General features: G+C 64.5%; 13 protein-coding genes and 1 other RNA gene. 12 read left to right on the forward strand and 2 right to left on the reverse strand.

All coding sequences use genetic code 11. From position 1 onward, the window contains the following. The first annotated feature begins 129 nt into the window (after window positions 1–129). Window positions 130–2,505 carry a glycoside hydrolase family 127 protein gene (locus tag NDY25_RS18720; protein ID WP_168958403.1) on the forward strand — a complete coding sequence of 792 codons (2,376 nt, stop codon included), beginning with the start codon at window positions 130–132 and terminating at the stop codon, window positions 2,503–2,505. A 201-nt stretch (window positions 2,506–2,706) separates the two neighbouring features. Here the strand turns inward: NDY25_RS18720 and htpG are convergent, their stop codons facing one another. Further along, window positions 2,707–4,611, reverse strand: a complete 1,905-nt coding sequence (gene htpG / locus NDY25_RS18725) for a molecular chaperone HtpG (RefSeq protein WP_256627623.1) — start codon at window positions 4,609–4,611, stop codon at window positions 2,707–2,709. Window positions 4,612–4,849: 238 nt separating this feature from the next. On the opposite strand from htpG, the gene rsmD reads away from it, so the two are divergent. The 7 genes from rsmD (at window position 4,850) to NDY25_RS18760 (ending at window position 10,943) form a co-directional block, all read left to right on the forward strand. Beyond that, the gene (gene rsmD, locus NDY25_RS18730; protein ID WP_168958401.1) at window positions 4,850–5,473 is read left to right on the forward strand and encodes a 16S rRNA (guanine(966)-N(2))-methyltransferase RsmD; all 624 of its coding nucleotides are present in this window, start codon (window positions 4,850–4,852) and stop codon (window positions 5,471–5,473) included. Next, window positions 5,470–5,976 (forward strand): pantetheine-phosphate adenylyltransferase, encoded by a 507-nt coding sequence (coaD, locus tag NDY25_RS18735; protein ID WP_006448932.1) that lies wholly within the window; start codon window positions 5,470–5,472, stop codon window positions 5,974–5,976. Before rsmD ends, coaD begins: the two co-directional genes overlap by 4 nt. Window positions 5,977–6,023: 47 nt before the next feature. Next, on the forward strand, window positions 6,024–6,521 hold the full coding sequence (locus NDY25_RS18740) for a hypothetical protein (protein ID WP_168958400.1): 498 nt from the start codon (window positions 6,024–6,026) through the stop codon (window positions 6,519–6,521). Window positions 6,522–6,755: 234 nt separating this feature from the next. Next, window positions 6,756–7,040 (forward strand): YfhL family 4Fe-4S dicluster ferredoxin, encoded by a 285-nt coding sequence (locus NDY25_RS18745; protein ID WP_003489796.1) that lies wholly within the window; start codon window positions 6,756–6,758, stop codon window positions 7,038–7,040. Then, window positions 7,037–8,815, forward strand: coding sequence for a gamma-glutamyltransferase (gene ggt, locus NDY25_RS18750; RefSeq protein WP_168958399.1), 1,779 nt, complete (start codon window positions 7,037–7,039; stop codon window positions 8,813–8,815). Before NDY25_RS18745 ends, ggt begins: the two co-directional genes overlap by 4 nt. Window positions 8,816–8,884: 69 nt before the next feature. Next, window positions 8,885–8,962: non-coding RNA, sX9 sRNA (locus tag NDY25_RS18755), on the forward strand. A 223-nt stretch (window positions 8,963–9,185) separates the two neighbouring features. Then, window positions 9,186–10,943, forward strand: coding sequence for a glycoside hydrolase family 9 protein (locus tag NDY25_RS18760; RefSeq protein ID WP_168958398.1), 1,758 nt, complete (start codon window positions 9,186–9,188; stop codon window positions 10,941–10,943). A gap of 199 nt (window positions 10,944–11,142) precedes the next feature. On the opposite strand, the gene upp is transcribed toward NDY25_RS18760, so the two are convergent. Then, the gene (upp, locus tag NDY25_RS18765; protein ID WP_006448928.1) at window positions 11,143–11,775 is read right to left on the reverse strand and encodes a uracil phosphoribosyltransferase; all 633 of its coding nucleotides are present in this window, start codon (window positions 11,773–11,775) and stop codon (window positions 11,143–11,145) included. A 151-nt stretch (window positions 11,776–11,926) separates the two neighbouring features. Between upp and NDY25_RS18770 the strand changes: the two genes are divergently transcribed. The 4 genes from NDY25_RS18770 to NDY25_RS18785 all read left to right on the forward strand — a co-directional run bounded on the left by NDY25_RS18770 (window position 11,927) and on the right by NDY25_RS18785 (window position 17,944). Beyond that, on the forward strand, window positions 11,927–14,485 hold the full coding sequence (locus NDY25_RS18770; RefSeq protein ID WP_168958397.1) for a TonB-dependent receptor: 2,559 nt from the start codon (window positions 11,927–11,929) through the stop codon (window positions 14,483–14,485). Further along, window positions 14,482–15,618, forward strand: a complete 1,137-nt coding sequence (locus NDY25_RS18775; RefSeq protein ID WP_168958396.1) for a phytase — start codon at window positions 14,482–14,484, stop codon at window positions 15,616–15,618. Before NDY25_RS18770 ends, NDY25_RS18775 begins: the two co-directional genes overlap by 4 nt. Continuing rightward, window positions 15,615–16,994, forward strand: coding sequence for a purple acid phosphatase family protein (locus tag NDY25_RS18780; protein WP_168958395.1), 1,380 nt, complete (start codon window positions 15,615–15,617; stop codon window positions 16,992–16,994). Before NDY25_RS18775 ends, NDY25_RS18780 begins: the two co-directional genes overlap by 4 nt. A gap of 242 nt (window positions 16,995–17,236) precedes the next feature. Next, complete coding sequence (locus NDY25_RS18785) at window positions 17,237–17,944, forward strand: glycosyltransferase family 32 protein (protein ID WP_168958394.1); 708 nt, start codon at window positions 17,237–17,239, stop codon at window positions 17,942–17,944. The last annotated feature ends 194 nt before the right edge of the window (window positions 17,945–18,138 follow it).

Raw genomic sequence — 18,138 nt, forward strand, 5'->3', positions numbered from 1 at the left:
TGCGCGCCACCCGATCCGGTCGGGCGCGCGCAGGCGGTGCCACGCAATCGCTTCTCTGGCGGCTTCTGCCAGTGTGGGTTGTAACGGCGCGCGCAGTCTGCGCGCACCGACAGGAGCTAAGCTGATCCTATGACCGATGTCTTCGTTACCGAGCACACCACCGACCACGCGCTGAGCTTGTCGCGGCGGCGCTTTCTGGCCTGGAGCAGTCTGGCGGTTGCTGCGGGTTTTCTGCGATTTCCTGCGCACGCCAACGCTGCACAACCCGGCAGTATCCGCGCGGTACCGTTGGCGCAGGTCAGGCTGACCCCGTCGCTGTTTCTGGATGCGCTGCACGCCAATCGACGCTATCTGATGCGGCTGGAGCCGGACCGGCTGCTGCACAACTTTGTGTTGTACGCCGGCCTCGACCCCAAGGCGCCGGCGTATGGCGGCTGGGAAGCGGACACCATCGCCGGGCATACGCTGGGACACTATCTCAGCGCATTGGCCTTGATGCATGCGCAGACCGGCGATGCGCAATGCCGCACGCGTGCGCATTATCTGGTCGCAGAGCTCGCACGCTGCCAGGCGCATGCAGGCGATGGCTACGTGGCCGGATTCACGCGCAAGAATGCCGCAGGCAAGATCGAGAGCGGCCGCGCCGTGTTCGATGAACTGAAGAAAGGCAAGATCGACCCGGCGCCGTTCTATCTCAACGGCAGCTGGGCACCGCTGTACACCTGGCACAAGTTGTTCGCCGGCCTGCTCGACGTGCATGCGCATTGCGACAACGCGCAGGCGCTGCAGGTCGCGGTGGGCCTGGCTGGCTATCTGCAAGCGGTGTTTTCCGCACTCGACGATGCGCAGTTGCAAAAGGTGTTGTCGTGCGAATTCGGGGGTCTCAACGAATCCTTCGTCGAGCTGCATGTGCGCACCGCCGATGCGCAGTGGCTGGCGTTGGCGCAACGCCTGCACCACCACGCCGTGCTCGATCCGCTCATCGCCCAGCGCGACGAACTGGTGCACCAGCATTCCAACACCAACATCCCCAAGCTGATCGGCCTGGCACGCGAGTACGAAGTCACCGGCGATGCCGCCTCGGGCGCGGCGGCGCGCTTCTTCTGGCACACCGTCACCGACCACCATACCTACGTGATCGGCGGCAATGGCGATCGCGAATATTTCCAGCAGCCGGACAGCACTTCGAAGTTTCTTACCGAACAGACCTGCGAGCACTGCGCCAGCTACAACATGCTCAAGCTCACCCGGCATCTGTACCAGTGGGGCCCGCAGGCCGAGTTCTTCGACTACTACGAGCGCACGCTGCTCAACCACGTGATGGCGCAGCAGCATCCGCGCACCGGTATGTTCACCTACATGACACCGATGCTGGCCGGCGAAGCGCGCGGCTGGTCCTCGCCATTCGACGATTTCTGGTGCTGCGTCGGCAGCGGCATGGAGGCGCATGCCCAGTTCGGCGATTCCATCTATTGGCAGGACGGGCAGGGCGTTTACGTCAACCTCTACGTGCCCTCCAGCGTGCGCGATGCCGCCGGGCTGGATATGACCCTGCACAGCGCGATGCCGGAGCAGGGCAGTGCATCGCTCCGCATCGCTGCCGCGCCGGCAGAGCAACGCACGCTTGCACTGCGCGTGCCCGGCTGGGCGCAGTCGCCGGTGCTGCAGCTCAATGGCCAGCCTGTCGATGCTGCCGTCAGCGAGGGCTATCTCCGCATCGCCCGCGTTTGGCGCGCTGGCGACACGCTCAACTTGTCGTTCGAAATGCCACTGCGCCTAGAAGCCGCAGCGGGCGACCCGGCCTGGGTCTCGGTGCTGCGCGGGCCGCTGGTCTTGGCTGCGGACCTAGGCGATGCGGCAAAACCCTGGTCGGGCAAAACCCCGGCATTGATCGGCGGCGATGAGGTCTTGCAGCATTTGCAGCCGGTGGCTGGCCAGTCCGCGTTCGACTATAGCGACGGCGCCCAGCACTGGCGGTTCTCCCCGTTCTACGCCCAATTCGATCGCCGCAGCGCGCTCTATCTGGAACACCGTGACACCGCCGCGTGGCAGCAGCAACAGGCCGAGCAGGCCGCAGCCGAGGCCAGACAGCAGGCACTCGACACGCGCGCATTGGATCGCATCGCCCTGGGTGACGAAGCATCCGAAAAAGCCCACGGCCTGCAGAGCGAAAGCTCCTACGCCCTCAGCTACCGTCGCCGCGCCGGCCGCGATGCCCGCACCGGCGGCTTCATCGCCTTCACCCTGCGCAACACCACCAAGGCAAGCGTCCTGCGCCTGCGCTACTGGGGCGACGAAACCCGCCGCCGCTTCCGCATCCTCGCCGACGGCGAACTCATTGCCAACGAACGCCTGGACGGCAACCGCGGCCTGGATTTCGTCGATGTGGATTACGCCTTGCCTGCAGCTGTAGCCGGACGCGCCACTTTGCAGATCCGCATCGAGCCGGAGACCGGCTATTCGGCCGGGCCTGCGTTTGGGTGTTGGGTGTTGGAATCTGCGTAAGCGCCGGCCGCCACAGCTTCAATGACGTTGCCTGCGCTTTGGCCGGAGCGAGCACCATGCGCGCAGGAGGAGTGCGGGCCGTTGTCGGATCGGTTGGTGTCGGACACCGCTGCCGCCGCTCTTCCAACAGTCGCCCTGAGAGATGCGCAAAAAGACCGGCGCATGCGCCGGTCTTGGTGTATCACACGTGTGCCGTAAGCCTTACGCCGACAACTCCAGCAGCAACTTGTTCAACCGCTTCACATACCCAGCTGGGTCCTTGAGACTATCGCCCGCAGCCAACGCAGCCTGGTCGAACAAGACGCGGCTCAAATCGCCAAACCGATCCATATCCTGTTCCGCATCCAGCTTTTCGATCAGCGGGTGGGCCGGGTTGAACTCGAACACCGGCTTGGTTTCCGGCACGGCCTGGCCGCTGGCTTCCAGCAGCTGGCGCATCTGCAGACCCAGGTCGCCCTGGCCGATGGCGAGGATGGCGGGGGAGTCGGTCAGGCGGTGCGAGACGCGTACTTCGGCCACGTCGTCGCCGAGTGCGGCCTTGATGCGCGAGGCCAGGCCTTCCTTGGATTTGGCGACTTCTTCCTGCGCCTTCTTGTCTTCTTCCGAATCCAGCTTGCCCAGATCCAGGTCGCCGCGTGCCACGTCCACGAACGACTTGCCGTCGAACTCGGTGAGGTAGCTCATCAGCCATTCGTCGATGCGGTCGGTGAGCAGCAGCACTTCGATGCCCTTCTTGCGGAACACTTCGAGATGCGGGCTGTCCTTGATCTGCGCGTAGCTTTCGCCGGTGAGGTAATACAGCTTGTCCTGGCCTTCGGTCAGGCGACCGACATAATCGGCCAGGCCCACGCTTTGCGCGCCAGTGGTGTCGTGGGTGGACGAGAACCGCAGCAGGCCGGCGATCTTTTCGCGGTTGGCATAATCTTCGGCCGGGCCTTCCTTCAGCGCCTGGCCGAAGTTGCGCCAGAACGTCACATAGTCCTCGGGCTTGTCCTTGGCGAGTTTCTCCAGCATGTCCAGCGCACGCTTGGTCAGCGCCGACTTCATCGAATCCACCACCGGGCCGGATTGCAGAATTTCGCGCGACACATTGAGCGACAGGTCGGATGAATCCACCACACCCTTGATGAAGCGCAGGTACAGCGGCAGGAACTGCTCGGCCTGATCCAGCACGAACACGCGCTGCACATACAGCTTCAGGCCCTTGGCCGAATCGCGGTGATACAGGTCGAACGGTGCGCGGCCGGGCACGAACAGCAGCGAGGTGTAATCCAGCTTGCCTTCGACCTTGTTATGGCTCCATGCCAGCGGGTTGCCCGCATCGTGGGCAACGTGTTTGTAGAACTCCTGGTATTCCTGCTCGCTGATCTCGCTCTTGGGGCGCGTCCACAGCGCGCTGGCGCGGTTGACCGCTTCCCACTCCGGCTCAGCCGGCGCGTCGGCCTCTTCGCCGTGATGCTCCTTGCGCATTTCGATCGGCAGGCCGATGTGGTCGGAGTACTCTTTGAGGATGCCGCGCAGCGTCCAGCCGTCGGCAAAACTATCTTCGCCTTCTTTCAGCTGCAGCACGATGCGGGTGCCGCGCTCGGGCTTGTCGATGCTGGCGATTTCGAACTCGCCTTCGCCACGCGAGGACCAATGCACGCCTTCGTTGGCGGGCAGGCCGGCGCGGCGCGAATACACGTCGACCTGGTCGGCGACGATGAAGGCGCTATAGAACCCCACGCCGAACTGGCCGATCAGGTTGGCGTCCTTCTTCTGGTCGCCGCTCAGGTGCTTGAGGAAGTCGGCAGTGCCGGACTTGGCGATCGTGCCCAGATGCGAGACCGCATCTTCGCGGCTCATGCCGATGCCGTTGTCGTCGATGGTGACGGTGCGCGCGTCCTTGTCGTAGTCCACGCGAATGCGCAACTCGCCGCCGCCTTCCAGCAGCTCGGGCTTGACCAATGCTTCGAAACGCAGCTTGTCGGCGGCGTCGGCGGCATTGGACACCAGCTCGCGCAGGAAGATTTCCTTGTTCGAGTACAACGAGTGGATCATCAGCTGCAGCAGCTGCTTGACCTCGGTCTGGAAGCCAAGCGTCTGCTTGTCGGTATCAACGGTCATTGGGGTCGTGCTCCGTGGTGGCCAAGGCCGCAGTGCGGCCGATGGCCTGGGGGATGAGGTCGCACGAGGATTTTTTCAAGGCAAGCCGGTGGATCCGGCATTGTCGGCGCACTGCGACACCAGCGGCGCCAGCGCCGGGCAGCGCTATCATGGCGGCCCCGTTTGCCTTGCCTTGCTCCATGCCGCCACGCGTCCTGCCACTCTCCCGCGCTTGCTGTCCTCCATCAGGAACGCTGCAATGAGCCGCCCCGCACGGCCAGCGCCACGCGGCGCGGAAGGGCAGGTGCGTATCGTCGGCGGGCGCTGGCGCAACACCAAGCTGGCGGTGCCCGATCTGCCAGGCCTGCGCCCGAGCAGCGACCGGGTCCGCGAAACGGTATTCAATTGGCTGATGCCGCGCCTGCCCGGTGCGCGCGTGCTGGACCTGTTCGCCGGGTCTGGCGCGCTGGGTCTGGAAGCGGTGTCGCGCGGGGCCGCGCATGCGACCCTGATCGAGCGCGACCCCGGCCTGGTGCAGCGGCTGCGCGAGCACGTGGCCCGGCTGGAGGCGGCCGATCAGGTGCAGGTGCTGCAGGAAGACGCACTGCGCTGGCTGGAGCGTGCACCTGCAGCGCAGGCCAGCATCGTGTTCGTCGACCCGCCGTTTGCCGCCGGCCTGTGGCCGAGCGTGCTGGAACGCCTGCCCGCGCACCTCACACCGGATGCCTGGTTGTATCTGGAAGGCCCGGCCGAATTGCCGCCGCAGGTACCGGCCGGCTGGCATCTGCATCGCGAAGGCGCCACCCAGCAGGTGCGCTATGCGCTGTACCGCCGGGCCGCTGCTACACTGAACAGCGACCCGACCCCGGTAGTTTCCGTATGAGCGTGGCCAACAGCCGCACTGCTGTCTATCCCGGTACTTTCGACCCGATCACCAACGGTCATATCGACCTGGTGAATCGCGCCGCGCCGTTGTTCGAGCGGGTGGTGGTCGGTGTTGCCTACAGTCCGTCCAAGGGGCCGGCGCTGCCGCTGGAGCGCCGCGTCGAGCTCGCCCAGGAAGCCTTGGCCGCACACGCCAACGTGGAAGTGCGCGGCTTCGATACGCTGCTGGCCCACTTCGTGCGCGACATGGGCGCCGGTGTGCTGCTGCGCGGTCTGCGCGCAGTGTCCGACTTCGAATACGAATTCCAGATGGCCAGCATGAACCGCCATCTGATCCCGGAGGTGGAGACGCTGTTTCTCACCCCGGCCGAGCAATACAGCTTCATCTCGTCCTCGCTGGTGCGCGAAATCGCGCGGCTGGGCGGGGACGTGTCCGGTTTCGTTCCGGCTTCGGTCGTCGAGGCTTTGCGGCAGGTGCGGCAATCCCGCGCGCAGGCCTGATTCTCTAGCAGTCACATCACCACATGCTTTTCAAAGGGAGGAGTTTCATGAAACACACAATGCGCGCGCTGGCGCTCGCTTCGATCGCCGCTCTGGCCGTCACCGCCTGCAAGAAGGAAGAGCCGGCACCGACCGCCGCCGCAGCCCCGGCTGCGCTGACCGCACCGTCCAAGGACGACAACGCCGGCTGGAAGAAGTACCTGCAGGAAGTGGTCGGCCAGAACCTGGGCGCCACCACCAACAGCCCGTTCCTGTACTACTTGCCGCCGGAGTCCGATGCCGAGTTCGCCGGCAGCTACGAGCGTCAGCTGGAAAGCGTCAAGACCGCACTCGCCCGTGGCGTGCAGCCGGGCAACATGCTGGCCTTCGGTTCGTCGGCCTCGACCAAGATGGCCGACCTGATCGACGCCGCGTTCAAGGACGTGCCGGCCGATTCGATGAAGGGCGTGCGCGTGTTGTTCATCGGCAATGCGGCCGAGAATGCGCGCGTGCAGACCATCGTCCAGCCCAAGGGCGTGGAATACACCTTCGTTGAAGCCAAGTAATGCCGTACCAGGCCGGACGCGCGGGAGGGCGCATCCGGCCGCAGCATGCGGATCCAGCCGCATGCTGCTGAAGTCGCATGCCACCGGAGCCGGCCGTGTCAGGCCGGTCTCCGACAGCGCCCACGGCGTTGTCCCTTGGTTGATTCGCGCCATGTGCGCCCGCCTGCAGCAGTACGTTGCGTTCCAGCGCCTGCGGTTGAATCGCGCTGCTTCGCATCGCATGGTGTTGCCGATATGTCGCTGAAAATCAACGAGCTCTGCGTCAACTGCGATGTCTGCGAGCCGGCGTGCCCGAATCAGGCCATCTCGATGGGCGAAACCATCTACGTCATCGACCCGGCACGCTGCACCGAGTGCGTGGGCCATTTCGACGAGGCGCAATGCGTGGTGGTGTGCCCGGTCGAATGCATCGACCCGGATCCGGCCATCCCGGAAACCCATGATCAATTGCTCGCCAAGCTCATGCAGCTGCAGCGCGATCACCCCGAACTGTACGAACAGGAGCCTCCCGCCCCGTGAGCATTTTTTCCCGACACTTTTCTGCGCGCGGCCTGTTGCTGCTGGCCTTCGTGCTGGCACCGCCGGCGTGGTCTGCCGATGGCGGCAAACCTGCGGCGGCTGCAAGCTCGCCGGTGGCGGCGCATCCGCCGGGCGCGGCGATTGCCAGCGGTCACACCCTGGCCACCGACGCCGGCCTGCAGATCCTGCGCGAAGGCGGCAATGCCTTCGATGCGGCCATCGCGGTGTCGTCCACGCTGGCGGTGGTTGAGCCGATCAGTTCGGGTCTGGGCGGCGGTGGCTTCTTCCTGCTGCACGATGCCAAGACCGGCAAGGACGTGATGCTGGACGCGCGCGAGTACGCGCCCGAGTCGGCCAGCGAGGCGCAGTTCCTCGACAAGAAGGGCGAGCTGGATCGCGACCGCTCGGTCAACGGCCCGTGGTCGGCCGGTATTCCCGGGCTGCCCGCCGCGCTGGTGGAACTGGCCTCCAAACACGGCCGGCTGCCACTCAAGCAATCGCTGGCACCCTCGATCCGCATCGCCACCGAGGGCTTCCCCGTGTACGCGCGCATGGCCAAGGGCTATGCCTCGCGGCGTGAAGTGATGGAGCGTTATCCCGGCACGCGCGAGGTGTATCTGCGCGGCGGCAAGCCCATTGCCGAAGGCGACATCTTCAAACAGCCCGAGCTCGCACATACGTTGAAGCTGCTTGGCGACAAGGGTTTTGATGGCTTCTACAAGGGCGAAACCGCCAAGAAGCTGCTGGCTGGCGTCAAGCAGGCCGGTGGACAGTGGAAAGCGGCCGAGCTGTCCGGGTATCGGGTGAAGGAGCGCACGCCGATCCAGTTCGATTACCGCGGCTGGAAGATCACCACTGCGCCGCCGCCGTCCTCCGGCGGGATCGCACTCGCTGCGATGCTGCAGATTCTGGAAGGCTGGGATCTGGACAAGCTAGACGACGCGCACCGCACCCATCTGGTGGTGGAAGCGATGCGCCGCGCCTACCGCGACCGCACCTTTTTCCTGGGCGACCCGGACTTTGTCGCCGTGCCGCAGCGCGTGCTGACCAGCAAGGATTACGCGCAGGGCCTGCGTGCCACGATCAACCCGGAGAAGGCCACGCCCAGCGATCTGCTGTCGGGCAATCCCACCCCGCTGGAAGACGACGAGACCACGCATTTCTCCATCATCGACAGCGAAGGCAACCGCGTCGGCGCCACCCAGACCGTCAACCTGCTGTACGGCTCCGGCCTGATCCCCAAAGGCACCGGCGTGCTGCTCAACGACGAGATGGACGACTTCGCGCTCAAGCCGGGCACGCCCAACGCCTTCGGCGTGATGGGCTATGCCGCCAACGCACCCAAGCCGGGCAAGCGCATGCTCAGCTCGATGACGCCCACCTTCATGGAATCGGCCGACAAGGTTGCGGTGATCGGCACCCCGGGCGGCAGCCGCATCATCACCATGGTGCTGCTCGGCATCCTGGGCTACGACGCCGGTCTGGACGCGCAGCAGGTCAGCGCCTTGCCGCGTTATCACCACCAGTGGTTGCCGGACGTGATCGAGGCCGAGAGCAACGCGTTCTCGCCGCAGACCGCCAAGGCGCTGCAAGCGATGGGCCACGCGCTCAAGCTGCCCGGCGACACCGCCGCCGGCGGCCGCGGTTCCAGCCACGTGTGGGGCAACCTGCAAACCGTGGAATGGGACAAGCGCAGCAACGTGCTGAGCGGCGGCAGCGACCCGCGTAACCCGGTGGGCAAGGCGCAAGTGCAGCTGGACGCAGCTGCGCGCTGATGGCTTAGAGCGGCCGACAATAAGGACTGCGCAGCTGCCAGGCGGTCGCGGCCGGTGCCTGGAATCGGCATGTACCGCGCTATTACATTGCGGTTACTCCGCGCCGTCTGCGCCCACCTGACGACTGCTCGCTAGGTTTTGTTTGTTGATTGAGTGCTGATCGATTGAGGTGCGCCTGCTTTCGTAAGCGAAGGCAGGCACTTGCTGGATACCATCATGTGTTGTGTCATGCCATGCGCGATGATGATGTTATCCGCATGTGCTCGCCATCCGTCGATGCACACACGCATCCGCAGCGATGCAAATCCACATACTGGCCTATGCCTGGATTGGACTTGTTGCCTTGTGCCAATGCAGCGACCATCTCGGTATGAACATTTTCCAGACTCTGCTCACCAGCATGGTGATCGCATCGCCCATCGCCGCCTATGCAGCCGACACCACCGGCAACCAGGCCGCATCGGCCACTGGCGCAGCCATCCACGTCAATCAGCTCGGCTATCTACCCGGCTCGGCCAAGCTTGCGGTGGTCGGGTTGCCGCAAGGCGCGGCAACCGGCGCTGACCGTTTCATAGTGGAAGACGCGCAAGGGCGCCGCGTACTGCAGGGCACTTTGCAACCTGCCGCGCAGTGGTTGCCGGCCGGCCAGCAGGCGCGGGTGGCGGATTTTTCCGGCGTGCGTACAGCAGGCACGTATCGCTTGAAAATCGACGGGCTGCCGGCGTCCGATCCATTCCCGATTGCGGCCGGCGCGTATCAACCAGTGCTCGATGCATCGCTGAAGGCGTTCTATTTCAACCGCGCCAGCACTGCGCTGCCGGCGCAGTTCGCCGGGCGCTATGCGCGTGCGGCCGGGCACCCCGATACGCAGGTGCGTATCCACCCTTCCGCGGCATGGGCCACGCGCCCGGCCGACAGCGTGATCAGTGCGCCCAAGGGCTGGTACGACGCCGGTGACTACAACAAGTACATCGTCAACTCCGGCATCAGCACCTACACCTTGCTGGCCGCCTACGAGCAGTATCCGGCGCTGTTCAAGGCGCAGGCGCTGACCATCCCCAACGACGCGCCCGGTGTGCCCGGCATCCTGCAGGAGACCTGGTGGAATCTTGAGTGGATGCTGGCCATGCAGGACCCGGCCGATGGCGGCGTGTACCACAAGCTCACCGACAAGCAGTTCGATGGGTTGGTGATGCCCGAGCAGGCCAAGCAACAACGCTATGTGGTGATGAAGGCCACTGCGGCCACACTGGATTTCGCTGCGGTGATGGCAGCGGCCAGCCGCGTGTATGCGCCGTTCGACAAGCAGTATCCGGGTGTATCCGCACGCATGTTGAAAGCCGCGCGCAGCGCCTGGGCGTGGGCGCAGCAGCACCCGGATGTGATCTATCGCCAGCCGGATGACGTGCGCACCGGCGGCTACGACGATGCGCAGGTGGACGACGAATTCGCCTGGGCTGCGGCGGAGTTGTATGTGAGCACGCGCGAGGATGGCTTCTACGACGCGATGATCGCGCGCAATGTGCCGGCCAGTGTGCCGGGCTGGAGCAATGTCGGCGGACTGGCGTGGATGTCGCTGGCCGAGCATCGCGACCAGCTCACCCCGCATGCCGACCGTGCACGCATCGCGCGTGAGATCACCGGTCTGGCGCAGCGTCTTGCCGATGAGTGGCAGTCCTCTCCGTGGCGTCTGGCGGTGACGGACACCGACTTCGTGTGGGGCAGTAATGCAGTCGTGCTCAACCGCGCGATGATGTTGATGCAGGGCTACCGGCTGACCCGGCAGCGGCCATTTCTGGATGCCGCACAGTCGCAGCTGGATTACATCCTGGGACGCAATCCGCTCGGGTTGTCGTTCGTCACCGGGGTAGGGCTGCGCAGCCCGCTGCATATCCACCATCGCCCCTCCGAAGCTGATGGCATCGACGCGCCGGTCCCGGGCTGGCTGGCCGGTGGCCCGCAACCCGGGCAGCAGGATGCCAAGGACTGCAAGGTGGCGTATCCCTCCAAACTGCCGGCGTTGTCGTATCTGGACAATGCCTGCAGCTATGCCAGCAACGAGGTGGCGATCAACTGGAATGCGCCGCTGGTGTATGTGAGTGCTGCGATTGAGGCTTCTACGCGGTAAGGCGGGCGTTTTTCAACGCGATGCCGCGGCTGTTCCTTCTCCCACCGGGAGAAGGTGGCCGCAGCGCCGGATGAGGGTACGGCGTCGGCAGGAACACTGACACACCGTACCCTCACCCCAACCCCTCTCCCGGAGGGAGAGGGGCTTTAAGCCACCGCAGCTCGTTCTCCCGGGGAGAGGGGCCTTAAGCCGCCGCAGCTCACTCCACCCGCGTACCAAAAATCCGGTCGCCTGCATCGCCCAGGCCGGGCAGGATGTAGCCCTTCTCGTTGAGGTGATCGTCGATCGCGGCGGTGTACACCTCCACATCCGGATGCACCGCTTCCAGCGCTTTCAGGCCTTCCGGTGCGGCCACTAAAAAGATGCCCTTGATGCGCCGTGCGCCAGCGCGCTTGAGCATGTCGATGGTGGCGATCAGGGTGCCGCCGGTGGCCAGCATCGGGTCCAGGATCAGCGCGTCGCGTTCTTCCAGGCGGCCGGTGAGGCGTTCGAAGTAGGGCACCGGCTGCAGGGTTTCTTCGTCGCGCTGCAGGCCGACCACGCTCACGCGCGCGGCCGGAATCAGCGCCAGCACGCCCGGCAGCATGCCCAGACCTGCGCGCAGGATCGGCACCAGGGTGATTTTTGCGCCGGCAATCCGCTGCACGGTCACCGGGCCGGCCCAGCCGGGTTGCACGTGCGATTCGGTGTCCAGATTGGCGGTGGCCTCGTAAGCCAGCAACGTGCCCAGCTCGGTGACCAGTTCGCGGAAGCCCTTGGTGCTCAAGGCGGCATCGCGCAGCAGACCGATCTTGTGTTGAACGAGGGGGTGGCGAACTTCGACGATTTTCATGGGCAGCGACAGGCGGGAGAGACCCACAGTGTGCCGCAGCCGGCGGCAGCGTCGCCACACATTGCGCGTGATCGCGCTTGCAGATGTCATGTCAGTGAAACGTCGTAGACATAGTGTGCCCACCCATTCTTAACCAATTGGGGAAGCACCCGTGCTCAACAAGACTCCGCTCTGCCTGGCGATCACGCTGACGTTGGCTGCGGCCACGTGGAGCCCGCTGGCGCTGGCGGCCGAGGGTGCTGCTGCTGGCGGCGCAGCAAGCGCTGCGGCCATCGATCTGGAACGGCTGGAAGTGCGCCCGCAAACGGAATCGCAAGTGCGCGCGGTCGATCTCAAGCGTAGTTCCGATGCCATCCAGGATGCGGTCGCGTCCGATGCGATGGGCCGCTACCCCGACAAGAATGTTGCAGAGTCCTTGCAGCGCCTGCCCGGCGTCAGCGTGACGCGCGATCAGGGCGAGGGCCGCTTCGTGGTGATCCGCGGTCTGGATTCGGCGCTCAACAGCGTCACCATCGACGGCATGACCATGGGCACGCCGGAAGACGGCACCCGCTCGGCGCCGCTGGACGTGATTCCTTCCGATTCGACCGAGCGCCTGAAGGTGGTCAAGTCGCCAACGCCGGACATGCCGGGCGATTCCATCGGCGGTGCAATTCAAGTGGAGTCCACCTCCGCATTCGATCGCGATGGCCGCACCTTGCGCGGCTCGGTCGAAGGCAGCCACCAGTCGTTGTCGGGCAAGACGAGCCCGAAGGGCGCGTTCAACTACAGCGATATTTTCGATGGCACCTTCGGTGTGGCAGTGGGTGTGAACTACCAGGATCGCGAATTCGAATCCGACAACACCGAAGTGGCCTACGACAGCTTCGATGGCGGTGCGGCCGATGATTTGTTTGCCGGCGAAGTGCAGCGCCGTAAGTACTTCATCGAACGTACCCGCATGGGCGCGAATCTCAACCTGGACTGGCGCCCGGACGAAGACAACCGCTATTACCTGCGCACGCTGTACAGCCGTTTCGACGATGCCGAAACGCGTCAGCGCACCATCTTCGGTCTGAGCGATGGTCAGGTCAGCGCCAATGGCGATGGCACCTACAACGTGGCCGATCTGCCGGCCGATTCGATCTCCAAGCGCGTGCGCTATCGCACCAAGAAGGAAGACACCATGGCCTTGAGCGTGGGCGGCGAAAATCGCCTGAGCGCGGCCACCGTGGATTACAAGGTGGGCTACACCAAGACCACCGAGCGCGTGAACGATGAAATGGAAGCGCGCTTCAACTATGACGGCGACGATCTGTCGGCCACGGTCGATCAGAACAGCGGGATTCCGCGCTTGGGCTTCTCCGACAACGGCTGGCAGAGCAACGACGATTTCGTGTTAGACCGCTTCGTGCTTTCGCCCAAGCGGGTGGACGACAGCGAGCGCAGCGCGCAGGTCAACGTGCGCTTCGATGGCGAGCATGCCAGCCTGAAGATGGGTGTGCTCGGTCGCTGGCGCGAGCGCGATGTCAATGTGGACGAACGCGAGCTGCGTCGCGGCCCGGCGATCGACTTGAGCGACTGGACCACCACCGCGCCGGAACACCGTGGCGGCACCTTGGGCGAAAGCATCGGCTCGGATGGCATGCGCCGTTACTGGAACACCTCCGGCAATCTGTACAGCGCACGTCCGCAGGATCTCGGCGGCAATCAGCAGGTCTCGCTGCAGGACGACTACACCGCCACCGAAGATGTGTTTGCGACGTACGCAATGGGCACCTGGGACATCGGGGCGCTGCGCATGATTGCCGGCGTGCGTGTGGAGAACACCCAGTTCAATGCCACCGGCAATCAGGTGGACGTGGCAGAAGACGGTCGCTCGGCCACGGTGACGCCACGCGAAGCGTCCAGCAGCTATACCAACGTGCTGCCGGGCCTGCACCTGCGCTACGACACCGGCAACGACTGGGTGCTGCGGTTTGCGGCCAACAAGACCTTGTCGCGCCCGTCGTTCGGCGATGTCTCGCCGCGCGTGAGCATCAATCGCGGCGATGAGGAAGTGAGCATCGGCAATCCCGATCTCAATCCTTACCGTTCCACCAATCTGGATCTGTCGTTCGAGAAATACATCGGCAGCACCGGCCTGATCTCGTTGGGCGTGTTCAACAAATCGATCGACGATTACATCGTGCAGACGATCAGCACCAACGATGCGGAATTCCCGGATTTGCAGGTCACGCGCTCGATCAATGGCGACACCGCAAAAGTGCGCGGCGCCGAGTTCAACTGGCAGCAGACCCTGGACTTCCTGCCGGAAGGCTGGAATGGCCTGTTGGTCGGTGCCAGCGCCACCGTGCTGGACAGCGATTTCGATCCCGGCCTGAGCGACCGCGCCGGTGAGGACTTCACCTTGCCGCGTTCGTCCAAGCGGATCTACAGCGGCCATCTGGGTTATGAAAAATACGGCTTCAGTGCGCGTGTGGCAGCGGTATATCGCAGCGAATACCTGGACACCATCGGCGCCAGCCGCGCGTACGATATCTATGTCGCTCCGCATACCCAGCTGGATTTCAGCATGAATTACCAATTCAACAGCCACGTCAGCCTGTATCTGGAAGCGCAGAACCTGCTGGACGAACCGCTGGAGCTATACCAGGGCGTGCCCTCGCGCACGCTGCAGAATGAAGAGTACGGCCGCACCTATGCGCTTGGCCTGAAGGTGGCACTGTGATCGCAACGCGCACGCGGCTCCACACCACGTTACTCCACACCACGTTGCTTGCCACCGCACTGGCGCTGACGGCTTGCGCCAGCGCACCGGTCGACCGCGAAGCCGACGAGGCGCTGCTGAAAGACCCCTTGCTCAGCGAGGCCAGGGTGGCGCACGAAGTGGTGCCGGAAGCCTTCATCACCACTTCCACGCCGTCCGACAATCTGGACTCACCTGCCAGCTGGAGTGCGCCCGATGGCAGCCGCTGGCTGATTGCCACTGCCAAGGCCACGCATGCGTTGGTGGTGTTCGATGGCGACAGCGGCAAGCGCCTGCGCGTGGTCGGCGGCAAGGGCAAGGCCCTGGGCAAGCTGGATCGCCCGAACGGGATCTCGGTGGTCGACGATCTGCTGTTTGTGGTCGAGCGCGACAACCGCCGTGTGCAGGTGTTCTCGCTGCCGGACTTCAAGCCGTTGACTGCCTTCGGCCAGGATGAACTGCGCGAGCCCTACGGCCTGTGGGTGCGCAAGCACGATGGCGGTTACGAGGTGGTGGTCAGCGACAACTACATGTCGCCGGCCAACAAGGATCTGCCGCCGCCGGTGGCCGACCTCGGTCAGCGCTTTCGGCGTTATCAATTGAACAACGCAGGGCAGGGCTGGCAATCGCGCCTGACCCAGAGCTTTGGCGATACCACCGAAGCGGGTGCAGTGCGGATTGCCGAATCGGTGTTCGGCGATGAAGCCAATGCGCGCTTGATGATTGCCGAAGAAGACGTGGCCGTGGGCACGCAGCTACGCGAGTACGGCATGGACGGGCGTTATCGCGGGCGCAATGTCGGCACCGGCCTGTTCAAGGCGCAGGCCGAGGGCATGACCCTGCTGGCGTGCAGCGACGGCAGCGGGTATTGGATCGCCACCGATCAGTTCAAGGACCGCAGTGTGTTTCAGGTGTTCGATCGCCAGAGCCTGGCGCATGTCGGCGCATTCGCCGGCCGGGTGACCGCCAACACCGACGGCGTGTGGCTGGATCAACGCGGCGATGCGCGCTTCCCCGGTGGGGTGTTCTACGCATTGCATGACGACCAGGCGGTGGCCGCATTCGATTGGCGCGATATCGCGCGCACGCTGCGCTTGAAAGAGTGCGCGCCATGAGCGCTGGGCGTGCGTCGGTATACGCGCTGCTCTCGCTCATCGCGATCAGCAGCGCTCAATCGTTTGCCGCCGAGCGGGCCGCCGAACCGAATACGCAGGTGCCGGCGGGCTCCACCCACTATGTCGCCGACGGCTTTCCGGACCGCATCGTCGCCACGCCCGCGCAGGATGCGGCGACCGGTTTCGCGGTGGCCTGGCGTACCGATGCCAGCGTCAACCAGCCGTGGCTGGAACTGGGCGTCGCCGGCGACTCGCCCGACGTGGGTACGCCGCGCCGCATTCGCGCCAGCACCGCCACGCTGAGCAGCGAAAACGGCAGTTCGCATCACCACCGCGCCGATATCGATGGATTGAAGCCGGACACGCTGTACGCCTACCGCGTACAGGGCAACAGCACCTGGGGCGCGTGGAATCAGTTCCGCACCGCCGCCACGGCCGCCACCCCGCTGACGCTGCTGTATTTCGGCGATACCCAGAACAAGAATCTCAGCCTGGTCTCGCGGGTGATCCGCCAGGCCTGGCGCAGCGCACCGGACGCGCGGCTGGCGCTGTTCGCCGGCGATCTGGTCAGCGGCAAGGACGGCCAGGACGACAACGAGTGGGCCGAATGGTTCGAAGCCGGACGTTGGTTGCTGGAAGGCACCGCAGTGGCACCGGCGCCGGGCAATCACGAGTATCACGAAGAGGGCGAAGACGCCCCGCAGGCGACGCGCACGCTCGGCAGCCATTGGCCGGTGACCTTCGCCTTGCCGCGCAACGGGCCGTCGGCCACCGCGCGCACCAGCTATTGGTTCGACTACCAGGGCGTGCGCATCGCCGTGCTCGACGGTACCTCGGTGCTGGATGTGGGCACCGGCCCGGCGCAGGCGCAGTGGCTGGACACCGTATTGGCCGACAATCCGCATCCGTGGTCGATCGTGCTGATCCACCAACCGTTCTTCTCGCCGCGCGCCGATCGCGAGAACGAAAAGCTGGTCGAGCAGGTGCTGCCGGTGATCCGTCGCCACAAGGTCGATCTGGTGCTGCAGGGCCACGACCACACCTACGGCCGTCGCGGCGATGAGACGGGGCAGGCGACGCCGGTGTTCGTGGTGTCGGTGGCCGGGCCCAAGCAGTACCGGCTCTCGGACATGGCCCGCAAGACCATGCGCCCGGTCGGCGAAGACACCCAGCTGTATCAGGTGCTTCGCATCGACAACCAGAAGTTGCGCTACGAGTCGCGCACCGCCACCGGACGTCTCTACGATGCCTTCGAGCTCAAGCGCGATACGAGCGGGGCCAAGCGGTTGATCGAACACGAAGCAGGGCGCATCGCCCCACGCGATTGCCCACGCAGTGCAACGCTCAAGGGACGGGCGGATCGCTGCTGGGAATGAAGGCGCTGTAACGAATTCGAAGGAGTTGGGGCGGATCGGCGTACTGCGTTAGGAAGATGTGAGGAAACTTCGCTGATGCATTGATTTTTCCAATGGTTACCTCGTATGCCAATTGAAAATTGTGAGTTACATCACACAAAAAATGGGCATAGGGTGTGGTTAGCCGGATCTCCATCCGGGTAGCCGGTGTCAGGTCGGCGCTGGATGGAGGTGTTGGTGCCCCCAGCCCCCGAGAAACCACCATGATTCCCCATGTGTTTCATCTGACCGCGCCGACCAAGCAATTGCAGTGGGAAGAACGCAGGATCCAGGCCCGTCTGCAGCGGCTATTGCCGGACTGGGTCTGCTACGTCTGGGATGACGCGGACAATTCGGAACTGATGCGTCGCGCGTTCCCGGAATTCGCCGAGCGCTACGAGGCGATCCGCTTCGGCGTGATGAAGGCCGACATCGCCCGCTGTGCCTATATGCACGCGCACGGCGGCTTTTATTTCGACACCGACTACAAGCTGTTGCAGCCGCTTGGCGCCGACCTGTTGGTACAGCAATGCGTGCTGCCGATCGAGGATGGCGCGCTAGGCAACGATCAGTTCAAGATCGGCAATGCCGTCTTCGGTTCCCAGGCAGGGCATCCTTTGTGGCGCGCCTTTATCGAGCACATTTTCAATGTGCATGCGCCGGAGACGCTGGAAGATCACCGGCAGATTCCGATGATCTCCGGCCCGCGCGGGCTGACGCGCTTCTACAACGCATATGGCGAGCAGTTCTCCGGCATCGTGTTCCCGCCGCGCGATGCATTCCATCCGGACCGTACCTGGTTCGGCCTCGGCCACCGCGGCGGCAAGATCGCCGTCGGCTCGCATCTGTGCTGGGCATCGTGGCGCGGCAAGTCGACGCGCCGGGCGGTGACCAATTACCTGCGTCGCAAGTTGAGCGCGGTACCGATCTGATGGCTGCCGGTCGCCATGCAGATCTGTTGAACGGATCTGCATGGCGGCACCGGGATGATTCCCGCTGCGGCACTCAACGCAGTGTTTTGTGCGGTTCACGCTGGTGAAGGGCGCTTGCGCAAGCACCCTTCGCATCGTGCTTGCTATGTCACAAATCTCGCGCCGTCAGCGCGGCAGCCCACAGAACTTCCGCG

This window comes from Xanthomonas hortorum pv. pelargonii, assembly GCF_024499015.1.
In the GTDB taxonomy this organism is placed as follows: Bacteria; Pseudomonadota; Gammaproteobacteria; order Xanthomonadales; family Xanthomonadaceae; genus Xanthomonas; species Xanthomonas hortorum_B.

Excerpts from the sequence above, each read along its gene's own strand:
- NDY25_RS18720 (WP_168958403.1), top strand. The coding sequence starts at position 130 with ATGACCGATGTCTTCGTTACCGAGCACACCACCGACCACGCGCTGAGC.
- htpG (WP_256627623.1), bottom strand. The coding sequence starts at position 4,611 with ATGACCGTTGATACCGACAAGCAGACGCTTGGCTTCCAGACCGAGGTC.
- rsmD (WP_168958401.1), top strand. The coding sequence starts at position 4,850 with ATGAGCCGCCCCGCACGGCCAGCGCCACGCGGCGCGGAAGGGCAGGTG.
- coaD (WP_006448932.1), top strand. The coding sequence starts at position 5,470 with ATGAGCGTGGCCAACAGCCGCACTGCTGTCTATCCCGGTACTTTCGAC.
- NDY25_RS18740 (WP_168958400.1), top strand. The coding sequence starts at position 6,024 with ATGAAACACACAATGCGCGCGCTGGCGCTCGCTTCGATCGCCGCTCTG.
- NDY25_RS18745 (WP_003489796.1), top strand. The coding sequence starts at position 6,756 with ATGTCGCTGAAAATCAACGAGCTCTGCGTCAACTGCGATGTCTGCGAG.
- NDY25_RS18760 (WP_168958398.1), top strand. The coding sequence starts at position 9,186 with ATGAACATTTTCCAGACTCTGCTCACCAGCATGGTGATCGCATCGCCC.
- upp (WP_006448928.1), bottom strand. The coding sequence starts at position 11,775 with ATGAAAATCGTCGAAGTTCGCCACCCCCTCGTTCAACACAAGATCGGT.
- NDY25_RS18780 (WP_168958395.1), top strand. The coding sequence starts at position 15,615 with ATGAGCGCTGGGCGTGCGTCGGTATACGCGCTGCTCTCGCTCATCGCG.
- NDY25_RS18785 (WP_168958394.1), top strand. The coding sequence starts at position 17,237 with ATGATTCCCCATGTGTTTCATCTGACCGCGCCGACCAAGCAATTGCAG.